Below are 18,833 nucleotides of genomic sequence, written 5' to 3'. Positions count from 1 at the left end.
ACTACCTTCTCAATCCTAACTTCTTAATGATCTCGTGATATTCATTAATATCACGGCGCTTGAGATAATCAAGCAGTTTTCTGCGACGCGAGACCAATTGAAGCAAGCCCCTGCGTGAGTTGTTATCTTTCTTGTGGATCTTGAAATGAGCGGTCAGCTCGGTAATGCGCTGCGTGAGCAGAGCGATCTGCACCTGCGACGAACCCGTGTCCGATCCGTGTGTTTTGTAATCTGTAACGATCTGTTCTTTTACTTCTTTAACTGTTGACATTTTTTCTTGCTTTGATCAGCCTCTCCTATTGTTCGCAGTAACTCCGCAAACTTGTGCGGTAACCACGGGTGTAGAGAATAATTATTAACAAATATGAAAAATTATTCTTTCTTATTATTAACTATTCGGTAAATACAATCAACTCTGCGACTTAAGACCTTAACAGCTTTTAGTTTTTAACTTCTAGCTACTACCTGCTCAGATCTCGTATTTGAACTCTTCCATGAACTTCGTCGAGAAATTTCCCTTCCGGAAATTCTCGTCTGCCATGATCCGCTGATGAAGCGGTATCGTCGTCTTAATTCCCTCAACGACCATCATATCCAAAGCTCGCTGCATCCTGGCTATTGCCAGCTCGCGTGTGCGGGCGTGGACGATGAGTTTTGCGATCATCGAATCGTAATAGGGCGGCACAACATATCCCGGATAAACAGCTGTATCGACGCGTACGCCGGGACCGCCCGGAATATTGAACGCCGTGATCCTACCCGGGCTCGGCGTGAATTTCACCGGATCCTCAGCATTAATACGGCATTCGATCGAATGCCCCACGATCTGGACTTCGTCCTGCGTATACCCGATATCCTCACCCGTCGCGATCCTTACCTGATTTCGGACAATGTCCGCAAGCGTTACCATCTCCGTCACGGGATGCTCAACCTGAATTCGGGTGTTCATCTCCATGAAGTAATAACTGTCGTCTTCATCGAGAAGGAATTCGAATGTGCCCGCGCTCGAATATCCAATTTCCTGACATGCCTTGACCGCAACCGCTCCCATTTGCTCGCGCAGCTCTTTCGAGATCGCGGGCGACGGAGCTTCCTCAAGAAGCTTTTGGTGGCGCCGCTGGATGGTGCATTCACGCTCGCCAAGATGGATCACGTTCCCGTGCTCGTCCGCAAGAACCTGGATCTCAATGTGGCGAGGACGTTCAATGTAACGCTCGATATAGACGGCACCGTTTTTGAACGCATTCAAAGCTTCGGTCTGGGCGAGCTCCAGGCTGCCATGAAGTTCGCTCTCTTCGCGAACGATACGCATACCCCGTCCGCCGCCGCCGGCAGCTGCCTTAATAATGAGAGGAAAACCGATCTCGAGCGCTATCTTTTTTGCTTCTTCAGTAGATTCGATCGGGTCCGGGCTGCCCGGTAATATCGGAACGCCCGCGGCCGTCATCGTTCGACGTGCTTCGACCTTGTCGCCCATCATGGCGATCACTTCGGGACGCGGCCCGATGAATTTGATATTGCAGTCTTCGCAGATCGTAGCGAACGTCGCCGACTCTGCTAAAAATCCATAGCCGGGATGAATTGCATCGACATTGGTTATCTCAGCCGCACTGATGATCGCCGGAATATTAAGGTAGCTTTCCGCCGACGAGGCAGGGCCGATGCAGAGAGCTTCATCCGCATAACGAACGTGCAGAGCATCACGATCAGCCTCGGAATGCACGGCGACGGTCTTGATTCCCATCTCCTTGCACGTCCAGATAATGCGGTTGGCGATCTCCCCACGATTAGCGATCAAAATTTTGCGTATTTCACGCATAAACAAATTTAGCCACAGAGCACACAGAGCAGAAATTCAATAAGAACTTATCTGACTTTCTCTGTGTGCTCTGTGGCTGATCCTTATTTCTTAATTCCAAAAAGCGGCTGTCCGTATTCAACCGGCTGACCGTTCTCGACGTAGATCCTGACGACCTCACCCGAGGTTTCTGCCTGGATCTCGTTCATCAGTTTCATCGCCTCAACAATGCAAACCGTCGTCTCGGGCGACACCTTGCTGCCCTCGCTGACATAGGCTGCCTTGTCCGGGCCGGGAGAGCGATAAAATGTGCCAACGATCGGCGATGTTATTTTAAACAAACCGGCATCGGGATCTACAGGCTCCGCAGGTGCAGACTCAGGAGCCGCCGCGACCGGAGCAACTGCGGCTACGGGTGCCGCTGCCGGGGCTGCCGCCTGAACTGTAACTGCCTTACTCAACCGTACGCGAATGTTTTCGTTCTCGAATTCAAAATCAGTGAATCCGTGCTCATTAACAAGCGCGGCCAAAGCCTGAAGCTCGTCCATATTGAACGATGGATCCGTCACCGCTAGTTTCTTCTTGTCGTCACCGCTTTTTTGTTCAACCACTGTTTCGCCTTCCTTTGCCCGTGCCGAAGCGTTTGTATCGCTCATTTGGCTAAGCCTCCGACCAATGAAATGTTAGCCCTTAGCGGCTAACTCACGTGGGTTGTCAACTAATTCGATGACCGCCATCTCGGCATTGTCACCCTGGCGGCGGCCGAGTTTGATGATACGAGTGTAACCGCCGTTACGATCTTTATAGCGCGCTCCGAGCTCATTGAAAAGGCGTTGGACTGCCTTTACACCGGCCGTACGTTCGATCGGAGCCTTTTCTTCCCCTTTCTTGCCACGAAAACGGCTTTGTTCCGCTTTGAAAGTGCTGTTACCAGCGTGGAAGAATGCTGCCGCCTGCCGGCGGAGGTGAACGCCGCGAAGGACCTTGTCGTCGCCGGTCAGATTCTCAGCCTTGCGAGCGAGAGTGATCGCTTTTTCAATGAACGGACGCAGTTCTTTAGCCTTAGGAACGGTCGTGACGATGTGTTCCTTCTCAGCATTGATCAGCGAGGTCGCCAGATTCCTAAGCAAAGACATGCGATGCTCAGTGGTACGGCCTAATTTACGATGTGCTTTTAAGTGTCTCATTTCTTTTGTTGTCAGTGGTCAGTTGTCGGTGGTCAGTTGCTTTATAGTGCTTTCTGCCGCTGCCGACTGCCTACCGGACCCTAGTCCAGATCGCGGCCGCCCGATCCCGGGATCGGATTGCCGTGCTCGTCAAAATCCATACCAAAATCGAGGCCCATTCCGTGAAGCATATCCTTGATCTCGGTGAGTGATTTCTTGCCGAAATTCTTGGTATGCAGCATGTCCTTTTCGCTGCGGCGGATCAGATCGCGGATCGAGCGAATGTCGGCGTTCTTCAGGCAATTATATGAACGTACCGAAAGCTCAAGTTCGTCGACCGATTTGTCCAGCAGATCGTTCCGCATAAGCGGCGGACGGGCGATGTCCTCGTATTTATATTCTTCTTCTTCCTCTTCGAAATTGACGAAGATCGACATGTGATCTTTCACCAGTTTCGCTGCCAGGCCGATCGAATCTTCTGGTTTTACGCTGCCGTCGGTCCAGACTTCGAGCGTAAGTTTGTCGAATTCCGTGTTCGATCCCTGACGGGTCTGCTCGACGTTGTAGTTAACCTTCTTGATCGGCGTATGAACCGAATCGATGGGAATATATCCGACCGAAAGATCTTCGTCGTTATTAAATTCAGCCGAAACGTAGCCACGGCCCTGCTTCAGTCTCATTTCAATGTTGAGCGAACCGCCTGCACTGATAGTAGCTATGTGAATTTCTTTGTCGAGCACTTCAACGTCGCCGTCGGTCTCAATGTCGCCACTGGTGACGATGCCCGCACCCTTCTTGCTGATCGACAGCGTTTTAGGACCTGCACCATGCAGATTAAAAGGAACCTGTTTGAGGTTCAAGATGACGTCGGTCGCATCCTCTACAACCCCCTTGATCGATGAAAATTCGTGCTCTACGCCTTCGATCTTGATCGCCGTGATGGCCGCTCCTTCGATTGACGATAGCAATGCACGACGGATAGAGTTACCGACGGTCGTGCCAAATCCGCGTTCGAATGGAGCCGCATGAAACTTGCCGTACCGTTCCGTCAAGGTTTCGGTGTCGACATTAAGACGGCTTGGCATCTGGAAGTCTGTCCAATGGTTGCTCTGTGTCATATATTTTTTTTAAAAGTCCTTTGAGTTCACCAAGTTGACCGGCTGCGAGCCCAAAACGACTCACCAACCCGGTCAACCCAGCAAACTCATTTAACTACTTACTATAAAGCTCAACGATCAACTGCTCGTTAATATTCGCGTCGATATCCTGACGTGTTGGCAAACCTGAAACGACAACGCTCAGATCTTTGCCGTCAATGCTGAGCCACTGCGGACGCCCGCGGCCGCCGGCTGTCTGCCAGGCCGCGTCGACGTGGACGTTCTTGTGAGTATTTTCTTTTATCGCGACCACATCACCCGCCTTGACCTGGAACGATGGAATATTCACCTTCTTTCCATTGACGGTCACGTGGCCGTGGTTTACGAGTTGGCGTGATTGACGGCGTGAGGTCGAGAAACCCGAGCGATATACGACGTTATCAAGACGTCTCTCCAGCATCGACAACAGGATCTCACCCGTAACGCCCTTCTGCTGACGGGCTTTTTCGAAGTAATTCCGAAACTGCTTTTCGAGAATGAAGTAAATACGCTTTACTTTCTGCTTTTCACGAAGCTGCTCACCATAGCCCTGGAGCATTTTGCGTCTAGCAGCACCGTGCTGTCCTGGCGGATTGGTACCGCGTTTTTCGATCGCGCATGAGGGTTTAAAGCAGCGATCGCCCTTGAGAAATAATTTTGCACCTTCGCGGCGGCAAAGCCTGCACACCGCATCTCTATATCTAGCCATAATTTGCCTCCGGGGGGGCGATTTTGGATTTTGGATTTTGGATTTTGGATTCACCTCCAAAAACCACGATCAAAATCTTAAACCGACTCCGATTGTCGGAAAAGTTTACGGAAAGCTATTCGCTGACCTTCGTCCTTTCGATAAAACCAAACAAGACTGCCTTAGCAATCCAAAATCTAAAATCCAAAATCGTCAAACGCGTCTGCGCTTTGGCGGACGGCATCCGTTGTGTGGGATCGGGGTGGTATCGCGAATTGAGTTTACGCGGATCCCGGCCTGATTGATCGCACGAATTGCCGACTCACGACCGCCGCCCGGGCCTTTGACCCGAACTTCCACTTCACGCATTCCCGCATCCAAAGCCTTGCGGGCTGCTTCTGAAGCTGCCTGCTGAGCGGCGAACGGTGTTCCTTTACGCGAACCGCGGAAACCGCGTGCCCCCGACGAGGACTGAGCGACGAGATTACCCATCGTATCGGTGATCGAGATCAGCGTATTGTTGAACGACGCCGAAATGTGCACGATACCGACCGGAATATTTTTCCGCTCTTTCTTCTTAAAAGTCTTTTTCTTATTTGCTGCTGGTTTTGCCATATCTTTAGTGAGCGGTGAGCAGATGGCAGTAAGCAGAATTTACTGCTCACTGCTCACTGCTCACTTCTTAACTATTTCTTACCTGGTGCCTTCTTCTTAGCCACGGCCGCTTTACGCGGACCTTTTCTGGTACGTGCGTTCGTACTTGTACGCTGTCCGCGAACCGGGAGACTGCGGCGATGACGCAGGCCGCGGTAGCAGCCGATGTCCATCAAACGCTTGATGTCCATCTGGACGCGCTTTCTGAGATCGCCCTCGACGTCGCCTTCAGTATCGAGGATCGTGCGGATCTGATTTAACTCATCCTCGCTCATATCCTTGATTTTGGTATCGATACCGATCCCGGCTTTGCCAAGGATATCGGTCGCACGCGATTTGCCCACACCATAGATGTAGGTCATCCCAATCTGTGCCCTTTTATTGGGCGGTAAATCAACTCCTGCTATACGAGCCATATGTTCTCCGATTTTCCCTAATTTGAAATCTCAAATTTCAAATCTGAAATATGTTATCCCTGCCTCTGCTTGTGCTTCGGGTTTTCGCAAATTACGCGCACAATGCCTTTGCGGTGAATAACCTTGCACTTGTCGCACATTTTCTTTACTGAAGGTCTGACTTTCATCGTTTTTACCTCTTGTCGGTCTAAGGTCGAATGTCGGGAGTTTGAAAAACTCTCTTACTCACCCCTCCGAACTCTCAACTCTCAACTACTTATATCGGTACGTTATCCGACCGCGTTTCAGATCGTATGGCGAAAGCTCCACCAGGACCTTGTCGCCGGGCAGGATGCGAATGAAATTCTTTCGCATTTTGCCTGAAATATGAGCTAAAACCTCATGCTGATTATCGTCAACAGCAACCTTGAACATTGCGTTTGGCAATGTTTCCAGCACCGTCGCTGTGACCTCTATCGCTTCTTCTTTAGACATACATCTCGAGTCAACCGGCTGATTAGTTGAGCAAACCAATAATGTTAGCCTTTTTCTGCTGTGTTATCAAGTCAGGCAGCGGCTCTTTCAGCATTCGCATTTTCACGAAGCTTTTTCTGCTCCTTCGTGAGCGTCAATATCTCAGGCCCGTCCGGCGTTACTGCGAGCGTATGCTCGGCGTGAGCGGAAGGCTTCCCGTCCAAAGTAACGACCGTCCACTTATCGGCCAATGTCTTTGTTTCGTGCGTTCCCAGATTGAGCATCGGCTCGATCGCAAAGCAATATCCTGCACGAATTCTCTCTTTAGTTCCCTGCCGGCCGTAATTCGCGATCTGCGGTGCCTCATGCATCGCACGGCCGATACCGTGTCCCGTGTAATCGCGAACAATGCCGTAACCGTATTTCTCAGCGTGCTGCTGAACCGCCCAGCCGATGTCGCCAACGCGATTGTTAACACGAGCAGCCTGAATGCCGAATTCCAAGCATTCCTCGGTCACACGGATAAGCTGCTTTAACTCTTCAGTGATCTCACCTACCGGACAGGTCATCGCACAATCACCAACGAACCCATTAAAGGTTGCGGCCATGTCCAGCGAGACAATATCGCCCTCGACCAGCGGTGTCGTTTTCGAAAAACCGTGAACGATCTCGTCATTGACTGATGCACATATCGCGTACGGAAACCCGTGATAGCCGATGAACGTCGGTATCGCCCCGGCGTCGCGGATCATCTTTTCGGCGGCGTTGTTCAGTTCCATCGTCGAGATACCGGGAGCAACCATTCCACGCAAAGCTTCGCGAACCTCGGCGATGAGCTCGCCGACGGCACGCATTTTATCAAGATCCTTTGCTGATTTCGCGATGATCATGTCTTTGCTGAACAAATTGCGGATGGCTCTATAAAAGCTCATTCAATTCGCCGTAAATGTCCTCGATCTCTCCCGTCCCGTCTATCTTCCTCAAGCGTCCCGACTTTTCATAATAGTCGAGCAGCGGCTTGGTAAGTTCGTCGTATGTTTCGAGACGCACTTTAACTTTCTCTTCCGAATCGTCAGCCCGATGAGCGAGCGGCGTATCCGGATGGTCGTCGCAGAAACCGTCATTCCTCGGCGGCTTCGAATAAATGTTGTAGATCTCACCACATACCGGGCAGCTTCGCCGGCCGGTTAGCCGCTTCATCAACTCGTCGCGTGAGACATCGACCTCGATCGCAAGGATCTCTTTTCCCTGCTCTTTCGCCAGTTCCTCGAGTTGCCCGGCCTGGACCGCAGTCCGCGGATAACCATCGAGCACGTAGGTTCCGGCTGTATCAGGCTTAGCCGTTCGTTCGCGAACGATCTTGAAAGTAAGATCGTCCGATATCAGCTTGCCCGATGCCATTATCTCCTGCACCTCTTTCGCAAGCGGCGTATCGAGCGTTTTCATCTCGCGAAACATATCTCCCGTCGAGATCTGCGGGATTCCGCGACGCTCGTCCAAAAGCCTCGCCTGTGTTCCCTTCCCTGCCCCCGGAGCACCGATCAGTACAATTATCTTATCCATTAAAGAACTTATAGCCACAGAGGACACAGAGTAAAAAGAGAATCATATTCTCCCGCCCTCCGTGCCCTCTGTGGCGAAAAATCGCTATGAGCGTCGACCGCGAAGTCTCGACCCAGAGCCGAGAAAACCTTCGTAGTTGCGCATCACGAGTTGAGCCTCGATCTGCGAGATAGTATCCATCGCAACACCGACGAGAATAAGCAGTGACGTACCGCCAAAGAAGAACTGATAACCAAGTCCGGTCGGGATCCAGCTGAGCCCCGGAGTACTTGTAAAGAAGTTATCGATCGACGTTCCAACGAAAGGGAGACGAGCTACCTTAAACCCGCTGAGCAGAAGCTGCGGCAGGAATGCGATGAACGCGAGATAGATAGCACCAACAGTCGTTAAGCGTGTCAGGATAGCATTAAGGTATTCTGCCGTCGGGGCACCCGGACGAATACCGGCGATAAATCCACCGTGCTTCCGCAGGTTGTCCGAGACCTCATCCGTATTAAAAATGATCGTAATATAGAAGAACGTGAAGATCACGATCAACGAAATAAAGACCACTTCGTAGTAAGGATCGCCGCCGTGGAACTGCTGGAAGAACGCATAGACCTTAGACCACGTCGAATTCGGCTCATTCGGATCTGCCGGGAACGCCGAGAACAGTGTCTGCGGCATCGCCAGGACCGAGGAAGCAAAAATGACCGGAATAACTCCGCCCATGTTGATCTTGAGCGGAAGGCTTGTCTCCTGTCCGCGGAAGGTCTGCGAACCAACTCTTCGGCTGGCATAGCTGATCGCAATATTACGGCGGGCAGATTCGACATAGACGATCAACGCGATCAGAGCTACGAGAACTACGACCAGGAAAACGACGCCAAGCGTCTGCATCGGGTCACCGGCACTGACGCGTCCGGCGATCTGCTGGATTCCACGCGGCAAGCCAATGACAATACCTGCGAAGATCAAGAGCGATATTCCGTTACCAACACCACGTTCAGTGATCTGTTCACCCAGCCACATGACAAAAATGGTTCCGGTAGTGAGCGTAACAACGATCATCAGCGTAGCAGGCCACGTTTCCGGAATGATCTGATTACGCGAAAGCCAGGTAGCAACGAAGAAGGTCTGAACCGCACAAAGGGCAACGGTCGAGTACCGCGTCCATTGGTTCATCTTCTGTCGGCCGACCTCACCTTCTTCCTGGATTTTCTTCATTGCCGGAGAAAGAACCGGGAGGAGCTGCATGATGATCGATGCCGTAATATACGGCGTGACGCCGAGAGCAAAGACCGAGATGGTACGAAAGTTGCCGCCCGAGAACAGATCGAGAACTCCGAGGAGCGTGCCCGCGACGTCTGCCCAGACCCTTTCGAGCTGAGCGCTATTGATACCCGGTGCCTGAACGTGGGCACCTAAGCGATACACGGCCAACAACCCGAGAGTGAAGAGAATCCTCTTCCTGAGCTCAGGAACCTTGAACATGTTTTGTATGGCGCCGAAAAACTTCTCCATATTCTTATAAGTGGCCAGCATTTAGTGGCCAGTGGTCAGATCTATAATTTGTCCGCGATCCGTGTCTTTATCTGACTAAGGACCACCGACCACTGACGACTGCTTAAGCCGCTTCAGCAACTTTCGCCTTTTCAATTACCGTGGCAGTGCCGCCGGCCTTCTCGATCTTTTCCTTAGCAGTCTTGGTAAAGCGATGCGCTGAAATATTTAACGATTACGAAACCTCACCGGTTCCGAGGATCACCAGATCGTGCTTCGCCTTCTTGATCAGGCCGCGTTCGTGAAGAACCTCCGGCGTGACAGCATCACCCGCCTGGAAACTCTCTTCGATCTTCGCGAGACTGATCTCGATCCACTCTTTCTTGAAGATATTCGTAAATCCACGCTTAGGCAAACGACGCTGCAAAGGCATCTGACCGCCCTCGAATCCACGCTTGCTGCTGTAGCCCGAACGTGACTTCTGGCCCTTGTGTCCCTTACCCGCAGTCTTACCCGTGCCCGAACCCGGCCGCGGCCGATACGCTTCTTTTTATGCGTAGATCCCGGAGCCGGATGTAAATTGTTTAATGATAAAGCCATAACTTTAGTTATTTGACCGTTGTCCGTTGATCATTGATCGCTGCTTATCGAAGCAACCATCGCCGATCAACCATCGACGATCTAGTCAACGATCCTGAGTAAGTGCGGAACCTTAGCCACGATACCTCGTGAGCCTGCCGAATCTAATAGAGTAACCGTCTGATTGAGCTTGGTTATACCCAATGCTTTGACGATCTCCTTCTGTTTTTTCGAATAGCCGATCATGCTCCGGTAATACTGGATCTTGATCTGCCCGCCTTCTTTAATTTCTGCTTTCTTTGCCATGATTTTAAGTTACAAAGTTTACAAAGTTTGCGAAGTTTGTCGAAGCCGTCTTACAACTTCGAAACTCTGTAACTTCGCAACTCTATAAACTAGTTAAAGTCTTCAACCTGCTTTCCACGCAAACGAGCGACCTCGATCGGGTCCTTCATGCGGAGCAATCCGTTAAACGTCGCACGGATAACATTATGGGCGTTGTTCGACCCGAGGATCTTCGTACGCACGTTGTGCACGCCAAGTGACTGAAGAATAGCACGCACGGCTCCGCCGGCGATAACTCCAGTACCTTCGGCCGCCGGCTTGAGCAGGACGCGTCCTGCTCCGTATTCGCCGATCATCTCATGCGGCAGCGTGCCGTCAATGAGCGGGACGCGGATGAGGTTGTTTTTCGCCGCCTCGACCGCTTTCTTGATCGCGTTCGGAACTTCCTTCGCTTTACCCGTTCCAAATCCAACGTGGCCAGCTTCGTCGCCGACGACAACGAGAGCAGCGAACGACATGTTCTTACCGCCTTTAACGACCTTGGTAACGCGGTTGATCGAGATCAACTGATCCTTGAGCAGCAAGCCGCTCTGAGCAATTTTCTGTTTAGACTTAATCATAAAAATTGGAGCACGGACATAGCCGCCCGCGCGATCTCACTATGCCGCTGCTTCGGCCTCTTTAACTTCGTGCTTGTTCAATCCGGCTTCACGCGAAGCGTCGATCAAGGCTTTGACACGGCCGTGATAGACATATCCTCCGCGATCGTAAACGACAGTCGAAATGCCCGCTTTCACAGCACGCTCGGCGATAGCTTTACCGACCGTCTTCGCGGCATCAATGTTTCCGCCTGTTTTGAGGCCGAGTGCTTTCTCAGTCGTCGATGCGGTCGCAAGCGTGGTCCCCGTTTTATCGTCAATGATCTGAGCGTAAATATGACTTACGCTGCGGAACACCGCCAATCTTGGACGTTCAGCCGTGCCGTTGACTTTCTTACGAATGCGGCTGTGAACACCGTGTCGAATTTCTGCTCTACTTTTCTGTGACATAACTTTATTGCTCGTTGCTCATTGATCGTTGCTCGTCGTATAAAAGCTGCTTCTGCAACGATCCACGAACAATGATCCACCAACTATTTACCAGTTTTGCCTGGTTTCAACTTGTACGATTTCTCAGCGTACCGAACGCCTTTTCCTTTGTATGCATCCGGTTTACGGAGGCGGTTAAGCTCGGCGGCGACCTGTCCGAGCAGCTGTTTATCAATGCCGCTCAGGGTTATCGTCGTCTGGTACTGCGTGATCGACGCTTTCGTGTTCACACGTTCCGCTTTCGCCTCAATACCGGCAGGCAGTGAGTAAACGATCGGGTGCGAATATCCGAGCGAGAAGTTTATGTTCTGGCCCTGAACATCGGCCTTGTAACCCACGCCCACGATATCCATCTCTCGCTTAAAGCCTTCAGTTACTCCGACGACCGCATTATTCGCCAAAGCCCTCGCCAGGCCATGGAACGCCGAAACATCGTCACTTGCACGTTCCGCCGTAAGCGTTCCGTCCTCCTGCTTGAATGTTACACCAGCCGGGATCGGAGTTTTCAGCGTGCCCTTCGGCCCCTTAACTTCCATTTCCGAGTCTTTGATCGTCACGGTCACGCCGGACGGGATCGATATCGGTTTTTTTCCTACTCTAGACATAATCTTTTGATCTTGGATCTTGGACCTCAGATTCTTGATCGACGCGGCAAATCCGGTCAAAGATCAAAAATCGAAAATCAAAGTTCAATTAATAAATCGTTGCTAAGATCTCGCCGCCAACCTTTTCGGCACGAGCTCGTTTTCCGCTCATCAGGCCCTTCGACGTCGAGACGATGTTTACACCATATCCGCCGAGAACCTTTGGTATATCCGCGGATCCGACGTATACGCGGCGCCCCGGTGTCGATACTCGCGACAAATGCGTGATCGACGGCGTTCCCTTCGCATCGTAGCGAAGGAAAATACGGATGACGTATTTAACGCCTTCACCCTTGGTCGAATAGTTGTTGATGTAGCCTTCTTCCTTGAGAATGCGTGCTACTTCCATCTTCAGCTTTGAGCCAGGAATATCGACGCGGGTGTGATTCGCACGGATAGCGTTGCGAATTCGCGTTAACATGTCGGCTATTGGATCTGTCATTGCTCTATTTACTCCGTATAATTGCTCAGTTTAGAGTTCCGTTTGCGGGAACTCTACTTAAGCAGTTGCCGCTCCAAAAGCGGTTTCCAAAACTATCTACCAGCTCGACTTAACGACACCCGGGATCTGGCCTTCCAGTGCAAGCGAACGAAGGGCGATACGCGAGATGCCAAACTTTCTAAGGTATCCGCGCGAACGGCCCGACTGTGAACAGCGGTTGCGGACGCGCGAAGGGCTCGCATTACGCGGCATCTTCTGAAGTTTGATCACCGCTGCATCGACTTCTTCAACCGTCGATTTAGGGTTGTTGATGATCTTCTTTGCGGCTGCACGGCGTTCTGCATAAAGCTTCACCGTCTCGCGACGCATCTCGTTTTTTACTACTTTGCTGATCTTTGCCATGTTTCTATTGTCTGAACGGCATTCCCATTGCTTTCAGAAGCGAGCGGGCCTGCTCATCGTTTTTTGCTGTCGTTACTATCGAAATATTCATTCCGCGGGTCTTATCGACTTTGTTGAAATCGATCTCCGGGAAAATGAGCTGCTCGCGAATACCGAGCGTGTAGTTTCCGCGTCCGTCGAACGCCTTGCCCGATATACCGCGAAAATCGCGTACTCGAGGCAGAGCAACCGAGATAAGACGATCGAGAAACTCGAACATTCTATCGCCCCGAAGCGTCACCATGGTGCCGATCGCCATTCCCTGGCGGAGCTTGAAGGCAGCAATTGATTTCTTTGCCTTCGTGATGACGGGCTTTTGGCCTGTTACCGATTTGAGCTCTTCGGCGGCAACGTCCAGGATCTTGGCGTTCGAACTTGCTTCGCCCAGTCCCATGTTGACCACGACCTTTTCGATCCTCGGGATCGCCATCGGGTTCTTGATATCAAACTCCTTAGCTAATGCCGGAGCGATCTCACTTTTATATTTTTCTTTTAACCTGGCCATTTTCTTTGGCTTCTCCTATTAGCGTCTGGGTTCCGATAATAATTTCAGACCTCCGATCTAAACTTCAGATCTGATCGCTCCGTTTCCAGACTAAAATCTTAATTGGCCTCCGGAGCCGCTTCTTCATCGATCTTCTTGGCTTCGCGTTTGTAGCTTCCGGTCTCGACAAGAACTTTACCGCTCTTGGCGACTCTGACCTTCTTACCATCGCGAACTTCGTACTTAACACGTGTCGGCTTTCCGGTTTCCGGATCGATAAGAGCTACGTTCGAAACGCTGACCCACGCTTCCTGCTCGATGATGCCGCCTTCGCGGTTCATCTGCGGGACCGGTTTACGGTGACGCTTAACGATCATCGCTCCCTCGACCTTGACCTTCTCATTGCGAGCATCGACCGCGATCACTTTGCCGCGATACGGCTGACGCTTACCTGCGCTGTCGTAGCGGTTATATTCTTTTCCGGCAATGAACACGACCTGATCGCCGCGTTTGATCTTGCTCTTTACTGTTCCTGTCTTTGGAGTCTTCATTTTCTTTGCTCAAGACATAGGACCTATGCGTCCTATACGTCCTATATGTCCTAAATAACTTCCGGTGCCAACGACACGATCTTCATAAAGTTCTTTTCGCGAAGTTCGCGGGCTACTGGGCCGAACACACGTGTTCCGATCGGAGAGCCGTCGTCCTTGATGAGAACCGCTGCGTTGTCGTCGAACCGGATGTACGTTCCGTCTTTACGACGAACTTCCTTGCGGGTTCTCACGATAACGGCGTTGTAAACCTTACCTTTCTTTGCGGTACCATCCGGAGCGGCTTCTTTGACCGTAACTTTGATCGTATCACCGAGCCGTGCGATCTTCGCCGTCGAACCACCGACCGGCATGATCATCTCGACCCGCTTTGCTCCTGAATTGTCTGCGACCGCTAACGAGGTCTGCATCTGAATCATAATCTCTCTCCAGTTATCAGTGGCAAGCAACCAGTGAACATTTGCCGATTCGGCATTCTGCGACTGCTGCTGCCTACCGCTTTAAAGCTCTGCTTTCTGCAGGATCTCAACCACACGCCATCTCTTTCTTGCCGATAGAGGGCGAGTCTCCATGATACGTACCTTGTCACCGATCTTGGCCCCAAGTTCGTCGTGAGCCATGAATTTCTTACGCTTCTTGACGTATTTGCGGTACACCGGATGTTTGACAAGACGATCAACTCGAACAGTTACCGTTTTGGTCATTTTGTCCGAAGAAACGATGCCGACTCTCTCAGCACGCTTGTGAACCTTCTTCTCTCCGTCAACCTCTGCCGCTGTCGGGGTCTTGGCGACCTTAGCGGCCTTCGGAGCCTTGGCTGCGGCTTTCTTCGGCTTCGCTTCGACCACAGGTGCGGCCTCAACAGCAGCCTCTTCAGCCGGGGCAACTTCAACTTCAGCAGCAGGCTCTTCCGCCGGAGCGGCCTCGACCTCAGCTTCCGGAGCAGCTTCGACAGCTTCAGCCTCAGCGGCTGCGACTTCTTCCACAGCAGCTGCTTCCACCACAGTTTCTTCTGCTGCGGCTTCGACTGTTCCTTCGACTTCTTCGTCCTTCTTCTTCTTTACCATTTCTTTTCGTTTAGAGTACCGACAAAGGCCGGCGACCCAGTCAGGCCGACTTGGCCTCCGATCCCTTCTTGTTCAGCAAAGTGTAAACTCTTGCCAACGTCTTTTTCTCACGGCGAACGTCCTTGAGAACCTCACCCATGCCGAGCGTCTTACGGAATTTCAAGCGAAACAGCGATTCCTTAAGAGCGTCAGCCTGATCTTTCAATTCTTCGGCGGTCATTTCCCCGAGTTGTTCGAGCTGTTCTTTCCTTTTCATGTCTAAACTACGCCTCCCTCGAGGTCTGCCCTGGTTACAAATTTAACCTTGATAGGCAGTTTCTGAGCCGCGAGCATCATAGCTTCGCGTGCCAACCCTTCCTCAACACCCTGGATCTCGTACAACACGCGACCCGGTTTGACAACTGCAACCCAGTGATCCGGAGCACCTTTACCCGAACCCATTCGGGTTTCAGCCGGTTTTTTGGTGATCGGCTTATCAGGGAAAATGCGGATCCAAATCTTACCGCCACGTTTTACGTGACGTGTCATCGCGATACGAGCCGCTTCGATCTGTCTATCCGTGATCCACGCTGCCTCTAGTGTTTTGAGACCAAAATCACCAAAGCTGAGCTTCTCGCCGCGTGTCGCTTTCCCGCGCATGCGGCCTTTCATTACTCTTCGGCGCTTGACCTTTTTTGGCTGTAACATAACTCTAAATTTCCTCTTTTACCTGCCTACCGCTTACTGCCAACTGCCTACCGGCCGCCGCGGTCGTCTCTTCGCGGGCCGCGATCATTGCGGCGTGCTCCACGTTCGACCTTAACTTCGTTCATCGGGTCCGTCGTCGTTCCGCGTGCCATCGAGGCGTTCGGGTCGAGGATCTCACCGCGATAGATCCATACTTTGATACCGATGATGCCGAATGTCGTCAAAGCTTCGGCAAATCCAAAATCGATATCCGCTCTCAGCGTGTGCAGCGGAAGCCGTCCCTGCAGCGACCATTCCGTACGGGCAATTTCAGCACCGTTCAAACGGCCGGCGATCATGACCTTGATGCCCTGTGCACCGAAACGAAGTGATTCTTCGATCGTCTTTTTCATCGCACGGCGAAACATGATGCGTTTCTCAAGCTGCTGAGCGATCTTTTCCGCCTGGAGCTGAGCGTTGAGTTCCGGGTGTCGGATCTCCTGGATCGAAACCAGCACTTCCCGGCCGGTCTTTCTCGATAGCTCTTCGCGAAGCGATTCGATCTCTGAACCTTTGCGGCCGATGATGATGCCCGGACGCGAAGTGTAGATGATGATCTTCAAACGGGTCGCTGCACGCTCGATATCGATGTGCGAAACGCCGCCGCCGCTGAATTTCTTCTTAAGATCACGCTTGAGCTTGAGATCTTCGGCAAGAAACTTTGCAAAATCCTGTTTCGCAAACCAGTGCGAGTGCCAATCTTTGTTGTATCCGACCCTAAAGCCGTATGGATGTACCTTCTGTCCCATAATTAAACCTATTGTCTCTCGAGGTCTTTGTTCGTTCTTTCCATGACCTCATCTACCGGCTTTTCGGCATGTTCTTCGGCCGTCGTGTGACTCGATGTTTCGTGAGCAGCTGAAACTTCAGCGTCGATCTGAGCTTTGTTCTCCTCGACTTCTTCAGCGTGAGTTTCAGTTTCGACAACCTCTTCAGTAACCGTCTCAACCGGCGTTTCGTCAACCATCTCAACCGGAGTCTCAACGACTTCCTCAACCACTGGCTCTGCCGGTTTCTCCTCGACCTTAGCGGCCTTGGTTTCCTTCTTTACCGGAGCCTTCGCCTTGTCTGCCGCTCTTGCAGCTTTTCGGGCGGCGATGCGTTCGTCACGCAGAGCGTCGAGCCTCATCTGCTCTTCCGACTTTGCCTTCTCTTCGCTCGTTACCTGGATCGTGATGTGGCAATAGTGACGCTGCTCGCGATATGCACGCCCCTGAGGCGCCGGACGCATACGGCGACGGCCCTTGGTCGGGCCCATGTCGATATAGCACAGGTTGATCCAGAGATCATCCGGGTCGATGGCGATATTCTGCTGCTCGGCCTTGTATGTCGCATTCGCGATCGCCGAACTCAGGCATTTCTGGATCGGGTCAGCCGCTCGCTTATCGGTAAATTTTAAGATCGACAAGGCACGCGATACATTCACGCCGCGGATCAGATCGATCACAAGCCTGGCTTTACGCGGTGAACCCTTTAGATATTTTGTTTTTGCTACAGCTTCCATATTCTTAATGGTGAGCGGTGAGCCGTAAGCGGTAAGCAGAATCTAACTGCTGACTGCTAACTGCTGACTGCTTACTTTCTCTTCGCCATTTTCTCCGCTTTCGTTCCGGGGTGCCCCTTAAACATACGTGTCGGCGAGAATTCACCCAACTTGTGTCCGACCATATTCTCAGTAACGAAAACCGGAATATGACGTTTGCCGTTGTGTACGCCGAAGGTCAAACCGACCATGTCCGGCGTGATCGTCGAGCGACGCGACCATGTCTTGATCGCTTGCGGTTTTGGTCCGCCTTCCAGAATTCTTCTAAGCGTCTTCTGAACGCTAAGGTCGATAAACGGTCCTTTCTTTAATGAACGTGGCATAATTCAATTTTGGATTTCCGATTTTGGATTTTGGATTGGCGGACTGCATATTCTTGCAATCCAAAATCCAAAATCTAAAATCTAAAATCGTTTTATTTCCTTCTTCTGTCCTTCACGATCATATTGCTCGTGCGTTTGTTGCGACGCGTTTTGTAACCGCGTGTCGGCTGTCCCCAAGGGGTTACCGGGTTACGTCCGCCTGACGTTTTGCCTTCACCACCACCGTGCGGGTGATCGACCGGGTTCATGGCTACGCCGCGAACCTTAGGACGTCTGCCCATCCAGCGTGAACGGCCAGCCTTACCAAGCGAAACGTTCTCATGCTCGGTGTTGCCGACCTGTCCGACAGTTGCCATACAAACAACAGGCACCTTGCGAACCTCACCCGAAGGCATTCTGAGCTGAGCATAGTCGCCGTCTTTAGCAACGATCTGTGCAAAACCACCCGCCGATCGAACCATCTGGCCGCCCTTACCCGGACGAAGCTCAATGTTGTGAACCTCAGTACCGAGCGGGATGTTTTTGATCGGCAAAGCATTTCCCGGCAAGATATCAGCGTCTTCGCCGCTTACGACCATCGTGTCAACCTTCAGGCCAACAGGTGCGATGATGTATCGCTTTTCGCCATCGAGATAGTTGATCAGAGCGATGTGAGCCGAACGGTTCGGATCGTATTCGAGCTGTGCAACGCGTCCCGGAATGCCTGTCTTATCGCGTTTGAAATCGATGATACGATAATGGCGCTTATGGCCTCCGCCACGGCGACGGATCGTGATACGACCGTCGTTGTTGTGCCCGGAAATTTTCTTCTTCGGCTCGAGCAGTGATTTCTCGGGTACTGCCCCTTTCGTCAACTCATCGCGGGTCAAGTACGTTTGATAACGCCTTGCCGGTGATGTTGGTTTTAATCTCTTGATTCCCATAATCTTTGGATCGCCGGCTTCCAGCCGGCAGGTCCTGGCCGCCAAGATGGCGGCGTTCCACTAGATAGCTTCTGCGTAATCAACCATCGGCTCGCCCTTTCTCAAGGTAACGTACGCCTTTTTCCATGCTGCACGGCGTCCTTCGATGCGGCCGCGGCGTTTCATTTTACCGTCGTACTGGATCGTTCGAACGGAAGCGACCTTAACATTAAAGATCTCCTCGACCGCACCTTTTATATCGATCTTGGTCGCTTTCTTATCAACCTTAAAGGTCAAAACCTGACCTTGTTTTCGGTTGCTATCCTCATCCGTCGACTCTTCTTTAAGAATGACGCTTTTTTCGGTAACGACCGGCGACTTCAAAATGTCCCAAACTCCAAT

General features: G+C 51.7%; 31 protein-coding genes and 1 pseudogene. All 32 read right to left on the bottom strand.

All coding sequences use genetic code 11. The annotated features are described in order from the left end of the window. Position 1: 1 nt before the first annotated feature. The 32 genes and pseudogenes from rpsO to rplW all read right to left on the bottom strand — a co-directional run bounded on the left by rpsO (position 2) and on the right by rplW (position 18,833). Positions 2-271, bottom strand: a complete 270-nt coding sequence (gene rpsO / locus IPG22_18645; GenBank protein ID MBK6590304.1) for a 30S ribosomal protein S15 — start codon at positions 269-271, stop codon at positions 2-4. A gap of 198 nt (positions 272-469) precedes the next feature. Continuing rightward, positions 470-1,819 (bottom strand): acetyl-CoA carboxylase biotin carboxylase subunit, encoded by a 1,350-nt coding sequence (gene accC, locus IPG22_18640; protein ID MBK6590303.1) that lies wholly within the window; start codon positions 1,817-1,819, stop codon positions 470-472. An 83-nt stretch (positions 1,820-1,902) separates the two neighbouring features. Further along, positions 1,903-2,346 (bottom strand): acetyl-CoA carboxylase biotin carboxyl carrier protein, encoded by a 444-nt coding sequence (gene accB, locus IPG22_18635; GenBank protein MBK6590302.1) that lies wholly within the window; start codon positions 2,344-2,346, stop codon positions 1,903-1,905. A 135-nt stretch (positions 2,347-2,481) separates the two neighbouring features. Then, the gene (gene rplQ, locus IPG22_18630; protein ID MBK6590301.1) at positions 2,482-2,985 is read right to left on the bottom strand and encodes a 50S ribosomal protein L17; all 504 of its coding nucleotides are present in this window, start codon (positions 2,983-2,985) and stop codon (positions 2,482-2,484) included. Positions 2,986-3,065: 80 nt separating this feature from the next. Continuing rightward, the gene (locus IPG22_18625) at positions 3,066-4,082 is read right to left on the bottom strand and encodes a DNA-directed RNA polymerase subunit alpha (protein MBK6590300.1); all 1,017 of its coding nucleotides are present in this window, start codon (positions 4,080-4,082) and stop codon (positions 3,066-3,068) included. A gap of 94 nt (positions 4,083-4,176) precedes the next feature. Further along, positions 4,177-4,809 (bottom strand): 30S ribosomal protein S4, encoded by a 633-nt coding sequence (rpsD, locus tag IPG22_18620; GenBank protein ID MBK6590299.1) that lies wholly within the window; start codon positions 4,807-4,809, stop codon positions 4,177-4,179. Between the two features lie 192 nt (positions 4,810-5,001). Continuing rightward, positions 5,002-5,403: a 30S ribosomal protein S11 gene (rpsK, locus tag IPG22_18615; protein ID MBK6590298.1), complete on the bottom strand. Its 402-nt coding sequence runs from the start codon at positions 5,401-5,403 to the stop codon at positions 5,002-5,004. A gap of 71 nt (positions 5,404-5,474) precedes the next feature. Next, on the bottom strand, positions 5,475-5,858 hold the full coding sequence (rpsM, locus tag IPG22_18610; protein ID MBK6590297.1) for a 30S ribosomal protein S13: 384 nt from the start codon (positions 5,856-5,858) through the stop codon (positions 5,475-5,477). A gap of 53 nt (positions 5,859-5,911) precedes the next feature. Then, positions 5,912-6,025 (bottom strand): 50S ribosomal protein L36, encoded by a 114-nt coding sequence (rpmJ, locus tag IPG22_18605; GenBank protein ID MBK6590296.1) that lies wholly within the window; start codon positions 6,023-6,025, stop codon positions 5,912-5,914. An 85-nt stretch (positions 6,026-6,110) separates the two neighbouring features. Continuing rightward, positions 6,111-6,332 carry a translation initiation factor IF-1 gene (infA, locus tag IPG22_18600; protein MBK6590295.1) on the bottom strand — a complete coding sequence of 74 codons (222 nt, stop codon included), beginning with the start codon at positions 6,330-6,332 and terminating at the stop codon, positions 6,111-6,113. Between the two features lie 71 nt (positions 6,333-6,403). Next, on the bottom strand, positions 6,404-7,201 hold the full coding sequence (gene map / locus IPG22_18595) for a type I methionyl aminopeptidase (GenBank protein ID MBK6590294.1): 798 nt from the start codon (positions 7,199-7,201) through the stop codon (positions 6,404-6,406). Positions 7,202-7,229: 28 nt separating this feature from the next. Continuing rightward, entirely contained in the window at positions 7,230-7,874 is a 645-nt protein-coding gene (locus IPG22_18590) for an adenylate kinase (GenBank protein ID MBK6590293.1), read from the bottom strand. A gap of 84 nt (positions 7,875-7,958) precedes the next feature. Then, positions 7,959-9,377 (bottom strand): preprotein translocase subunit SecY, encoded by a 1,419-nt coding sequence (gene secY / locus IPG22_18585; GenBank protein MBK6590292.1) that lies wholly within the window; start codon positions 9,375-9,377, stop codon positions 7,959-7,961. A gap of 103 nt (positions 9,378-9,480) precedes the next feature. Beyond that, positions 9,481-9,582 carry an uL15 family ribosomal protein gene (locus IPG22_18580; GenBank protein MBK6590291.1) on the bottom strand — a complete coding sequence of 34 codons (102 nt, stop codon included), beginning with the start codon at positions 9,580-9,582 and terminating at the stop codon, positions 9,481-9,483. 9 nt (positions 9,583-9,591) lie between these two features. Beyond that, positions 9,592-9,956, bottom strand: a pseudogene (rplO, locus tag IPG22_18575) (50S ribosomal protein L15). 81 nt (positions 9,957-10,037) lie between these two features. Beyond that, the gene (gene rpmD / locus IPG22_18570) at positions 10,038-10,241 is read right to left on the bottom strand and encodes a 50S ribosomal protein L30 (protein ID MBK6590290.1); all 204 of its coding nucleotides are present in this window, start codon (positions 10,239-10,241) and stop codon (positions 10,038-10,040) included. A gap of 89 nt (positions 10,242-10,330) precedes the next feature. Continuing rightward, entirely contained in the window at positions 10,331-10,840 is a 510-nt protein-coding gene (gene rpsE / locus IPG22_18565) for a 30S ribosomal protein S5 (protein ID MBK6590289.1), read from the bottom strand. Between the two features lie 39 nt (positions 10,841-10,879). Beyond that, positions 10,880-11,269, bottom strand: a complete 390-nt coding sequence (gene rplR / locus IPG22_18560) for a 50S ribosomal protein L18 (GenBank protein MBK6590288.1) — start codon at positions 11,267-11,269, stop codon at positions 10,880-10,882. Positions 11,270-11,352: 83 nt separating this feature from the next. Beyond that, positions 11,353-11,913 (bottom strand): 50S ribosomal protein L6, encoded by a 561-nt coding sequence (gene rplF, locus IPG22_18555; protein MBK6590287.1) that lies wholly within the window; start codon positions 11,911-11,913, stop codon positions 11,353-11,355. 88 nt (positions 11,914-12,001) lie between these two features. Then, complete coding sequence (gene rpsH, locus IPG22_18550; protein MBK6590286.1) at positions 12,002-12,394, bottom strand: 30S ribosomal protein S8; 393 nt, start codon at positions 12,392-12,394, stop codon at positions 12,002-12,004. Between the two features lie 96 nt (positions 12,395-12,490). Continuing rightward, positions 12,491-12,796 carry a 30S ribosomal protein S14 gene (gene rpsN, locus IPG22_18545; protein ID MBK6590285.1) on the bottom strand — a complete coding sequence of 102 codons (306 nt, stop codon included), beginning with the start codon at positions 12,794-12,796 and terminating at the stop codon, positions 12,491-12,493. 4 nt (positions 12,797-12,800) lie between these two features. Further along, positions 12,801-13,340, bottom strand: coding sequence for a 50S ribosomal protein L5 (gene rplE / locus IPG22_18540; protein ID MBK6590284.1), 540 nt, complete (start codon positions 13,338-13,340; stop codon positions 12,801-12,803). Between the two features lie 98 nt (positions 13,341-13,438). Then, the gene (gene rplX / locus IPG22_18535; GenBank protein MBK6590283.1) at positions 13,439-13,870 is read right to left on the bottom strand and encodes a 50S ribosomal protein L24; all 432 of its coding nucleotides are present in this window, start codon (positions 13,868-13,870) and stop codon (positions 13,439-13,441) included. Between the two features lie 50 nt (positions 13,871-13,920). Next, on the bottom strand, positions 13,921-14,289 hold the full coding sequence (gene rplN / locus IPG22_18530; protein ID MBK6590282.1) for a 50S ribosomal protein L14: 369 nt from the start codon (positions 14,287-14,289) through the stop codon (positions 13,921-13,923). An 81-nt stretch (positions 14,290-14,370) separates the two neighbouring features. Further along, positions 14,371-14,937 carry a 30S ribosomal protein S17 gene (gene rpsQ, locus IPG22_18525; GenBank protein ID MBK6590281.1) on the bottom strand — a complete coding sequence of 189 codons (567 nt, stop codon included), beginning with the start codon at positions 14,935-14,937 and terminating at the stop codon, positions 14,371-14,373. Positions 14,938-14,977: 40 nt separating this feature from the next. Continuing rightward, positions 14,978-15,193: a 50S ribosomal protein L29 gene (gene rpmC, locus IPG22_18520; GenBank protein ID MBK6590280.1), complete on the bottom strand. Its 216-nt coding sequence runs from the start codon at positions 15,191-15,193 to the stop codon at positions 14,978-14,980. 2 nt (positions 15,194-15,195) lie between these two features. After that, the gene (gene rplP, locus IPG22_18515) at positions 15,196-15,624 is read right to left on the bottom strand and encodes a 50S ribosomal protein L16 (protein MBK6590279.1); all 429 of its coding nucleotides are present in this window, start codon (positions 15,622-15,624) and stop codon (positions 15,196-15,198) included. Positions 15,625-15,671: 47 nt separating this feature from the next. Continuing rightward, positions 15,672-16,412, bottom strand: coding sequence for a 30S ribosomal protein S3 (gene rpsC / locus IPG22_18510; protein MBK6590278.1), 741 nt, complete (start codon positions 16,410-16,412; stop codon positions 15,672-15,674). Positions 16,413-16,420: 8 nt separating this feature from the next. Beyond that, positions 16,421-17,167, bottom strand: coding sequence for a 50S ribosomal protein L22 (rplV, locus tag IPG22_18505; GenBank protein MBK6590277.1), 747 nt, complete (start codon positions 17,165-17,167; stop codon positions 16,421-16,423). A gap of 71 nt (positions 17,168-17,238) precedes the next feature. Next, the gene (gene rpsS, locus IPG22_18500; protein MBK6590276.1) at positions 17,239-17,529 is read right to left on the bottom strand and encodes a 30S ribosomal protein S19; all 291 of its coding nucleotides are present in this window, start codon (positions 17,527-17,529) and stop codon (positions 17,239-17,241) included. 92 nt (positions 17,530-17,621) lie between these two features. Next, the gene (gene rplB, locus IPG22_18495) at positions 17,622-18,452 is read right to left on the bottom strand and encodes a 50S ribosomal protein L2 (protein ID MBK6590275.1); all 831 of its coding nucleotides are present in this window, start codon (positions 18,450-18,452) and stop codon (positions 17,622-17,624) included. Positions 18,453-18,512: 60 nt separating this feature from the next. Next, complete coding sequence (gene rplW, locus IPG22_18490) at positions 18,513-18,833, bottom strand: 50S ribosomal protein L23 (protein MBK6590274.1); 321 nt, start codon at positions 18,831-18,833, stop codon at positions 18,513-18,515.

It is taken from the genome of Acidobacteriota bacterium (genome assembly GCA_016703965.1).
Lineage (GTDB): Bacteria > Acidobacteriota > Blastocatellia > Pyrinomonadales > Pyrinomonadaceae > OLB17.
The sequence above is the reverse complement of the archived record's forward strand: the minus strand, read 5'-3'. Positions and strand labels throughout refer to the sequence as shown.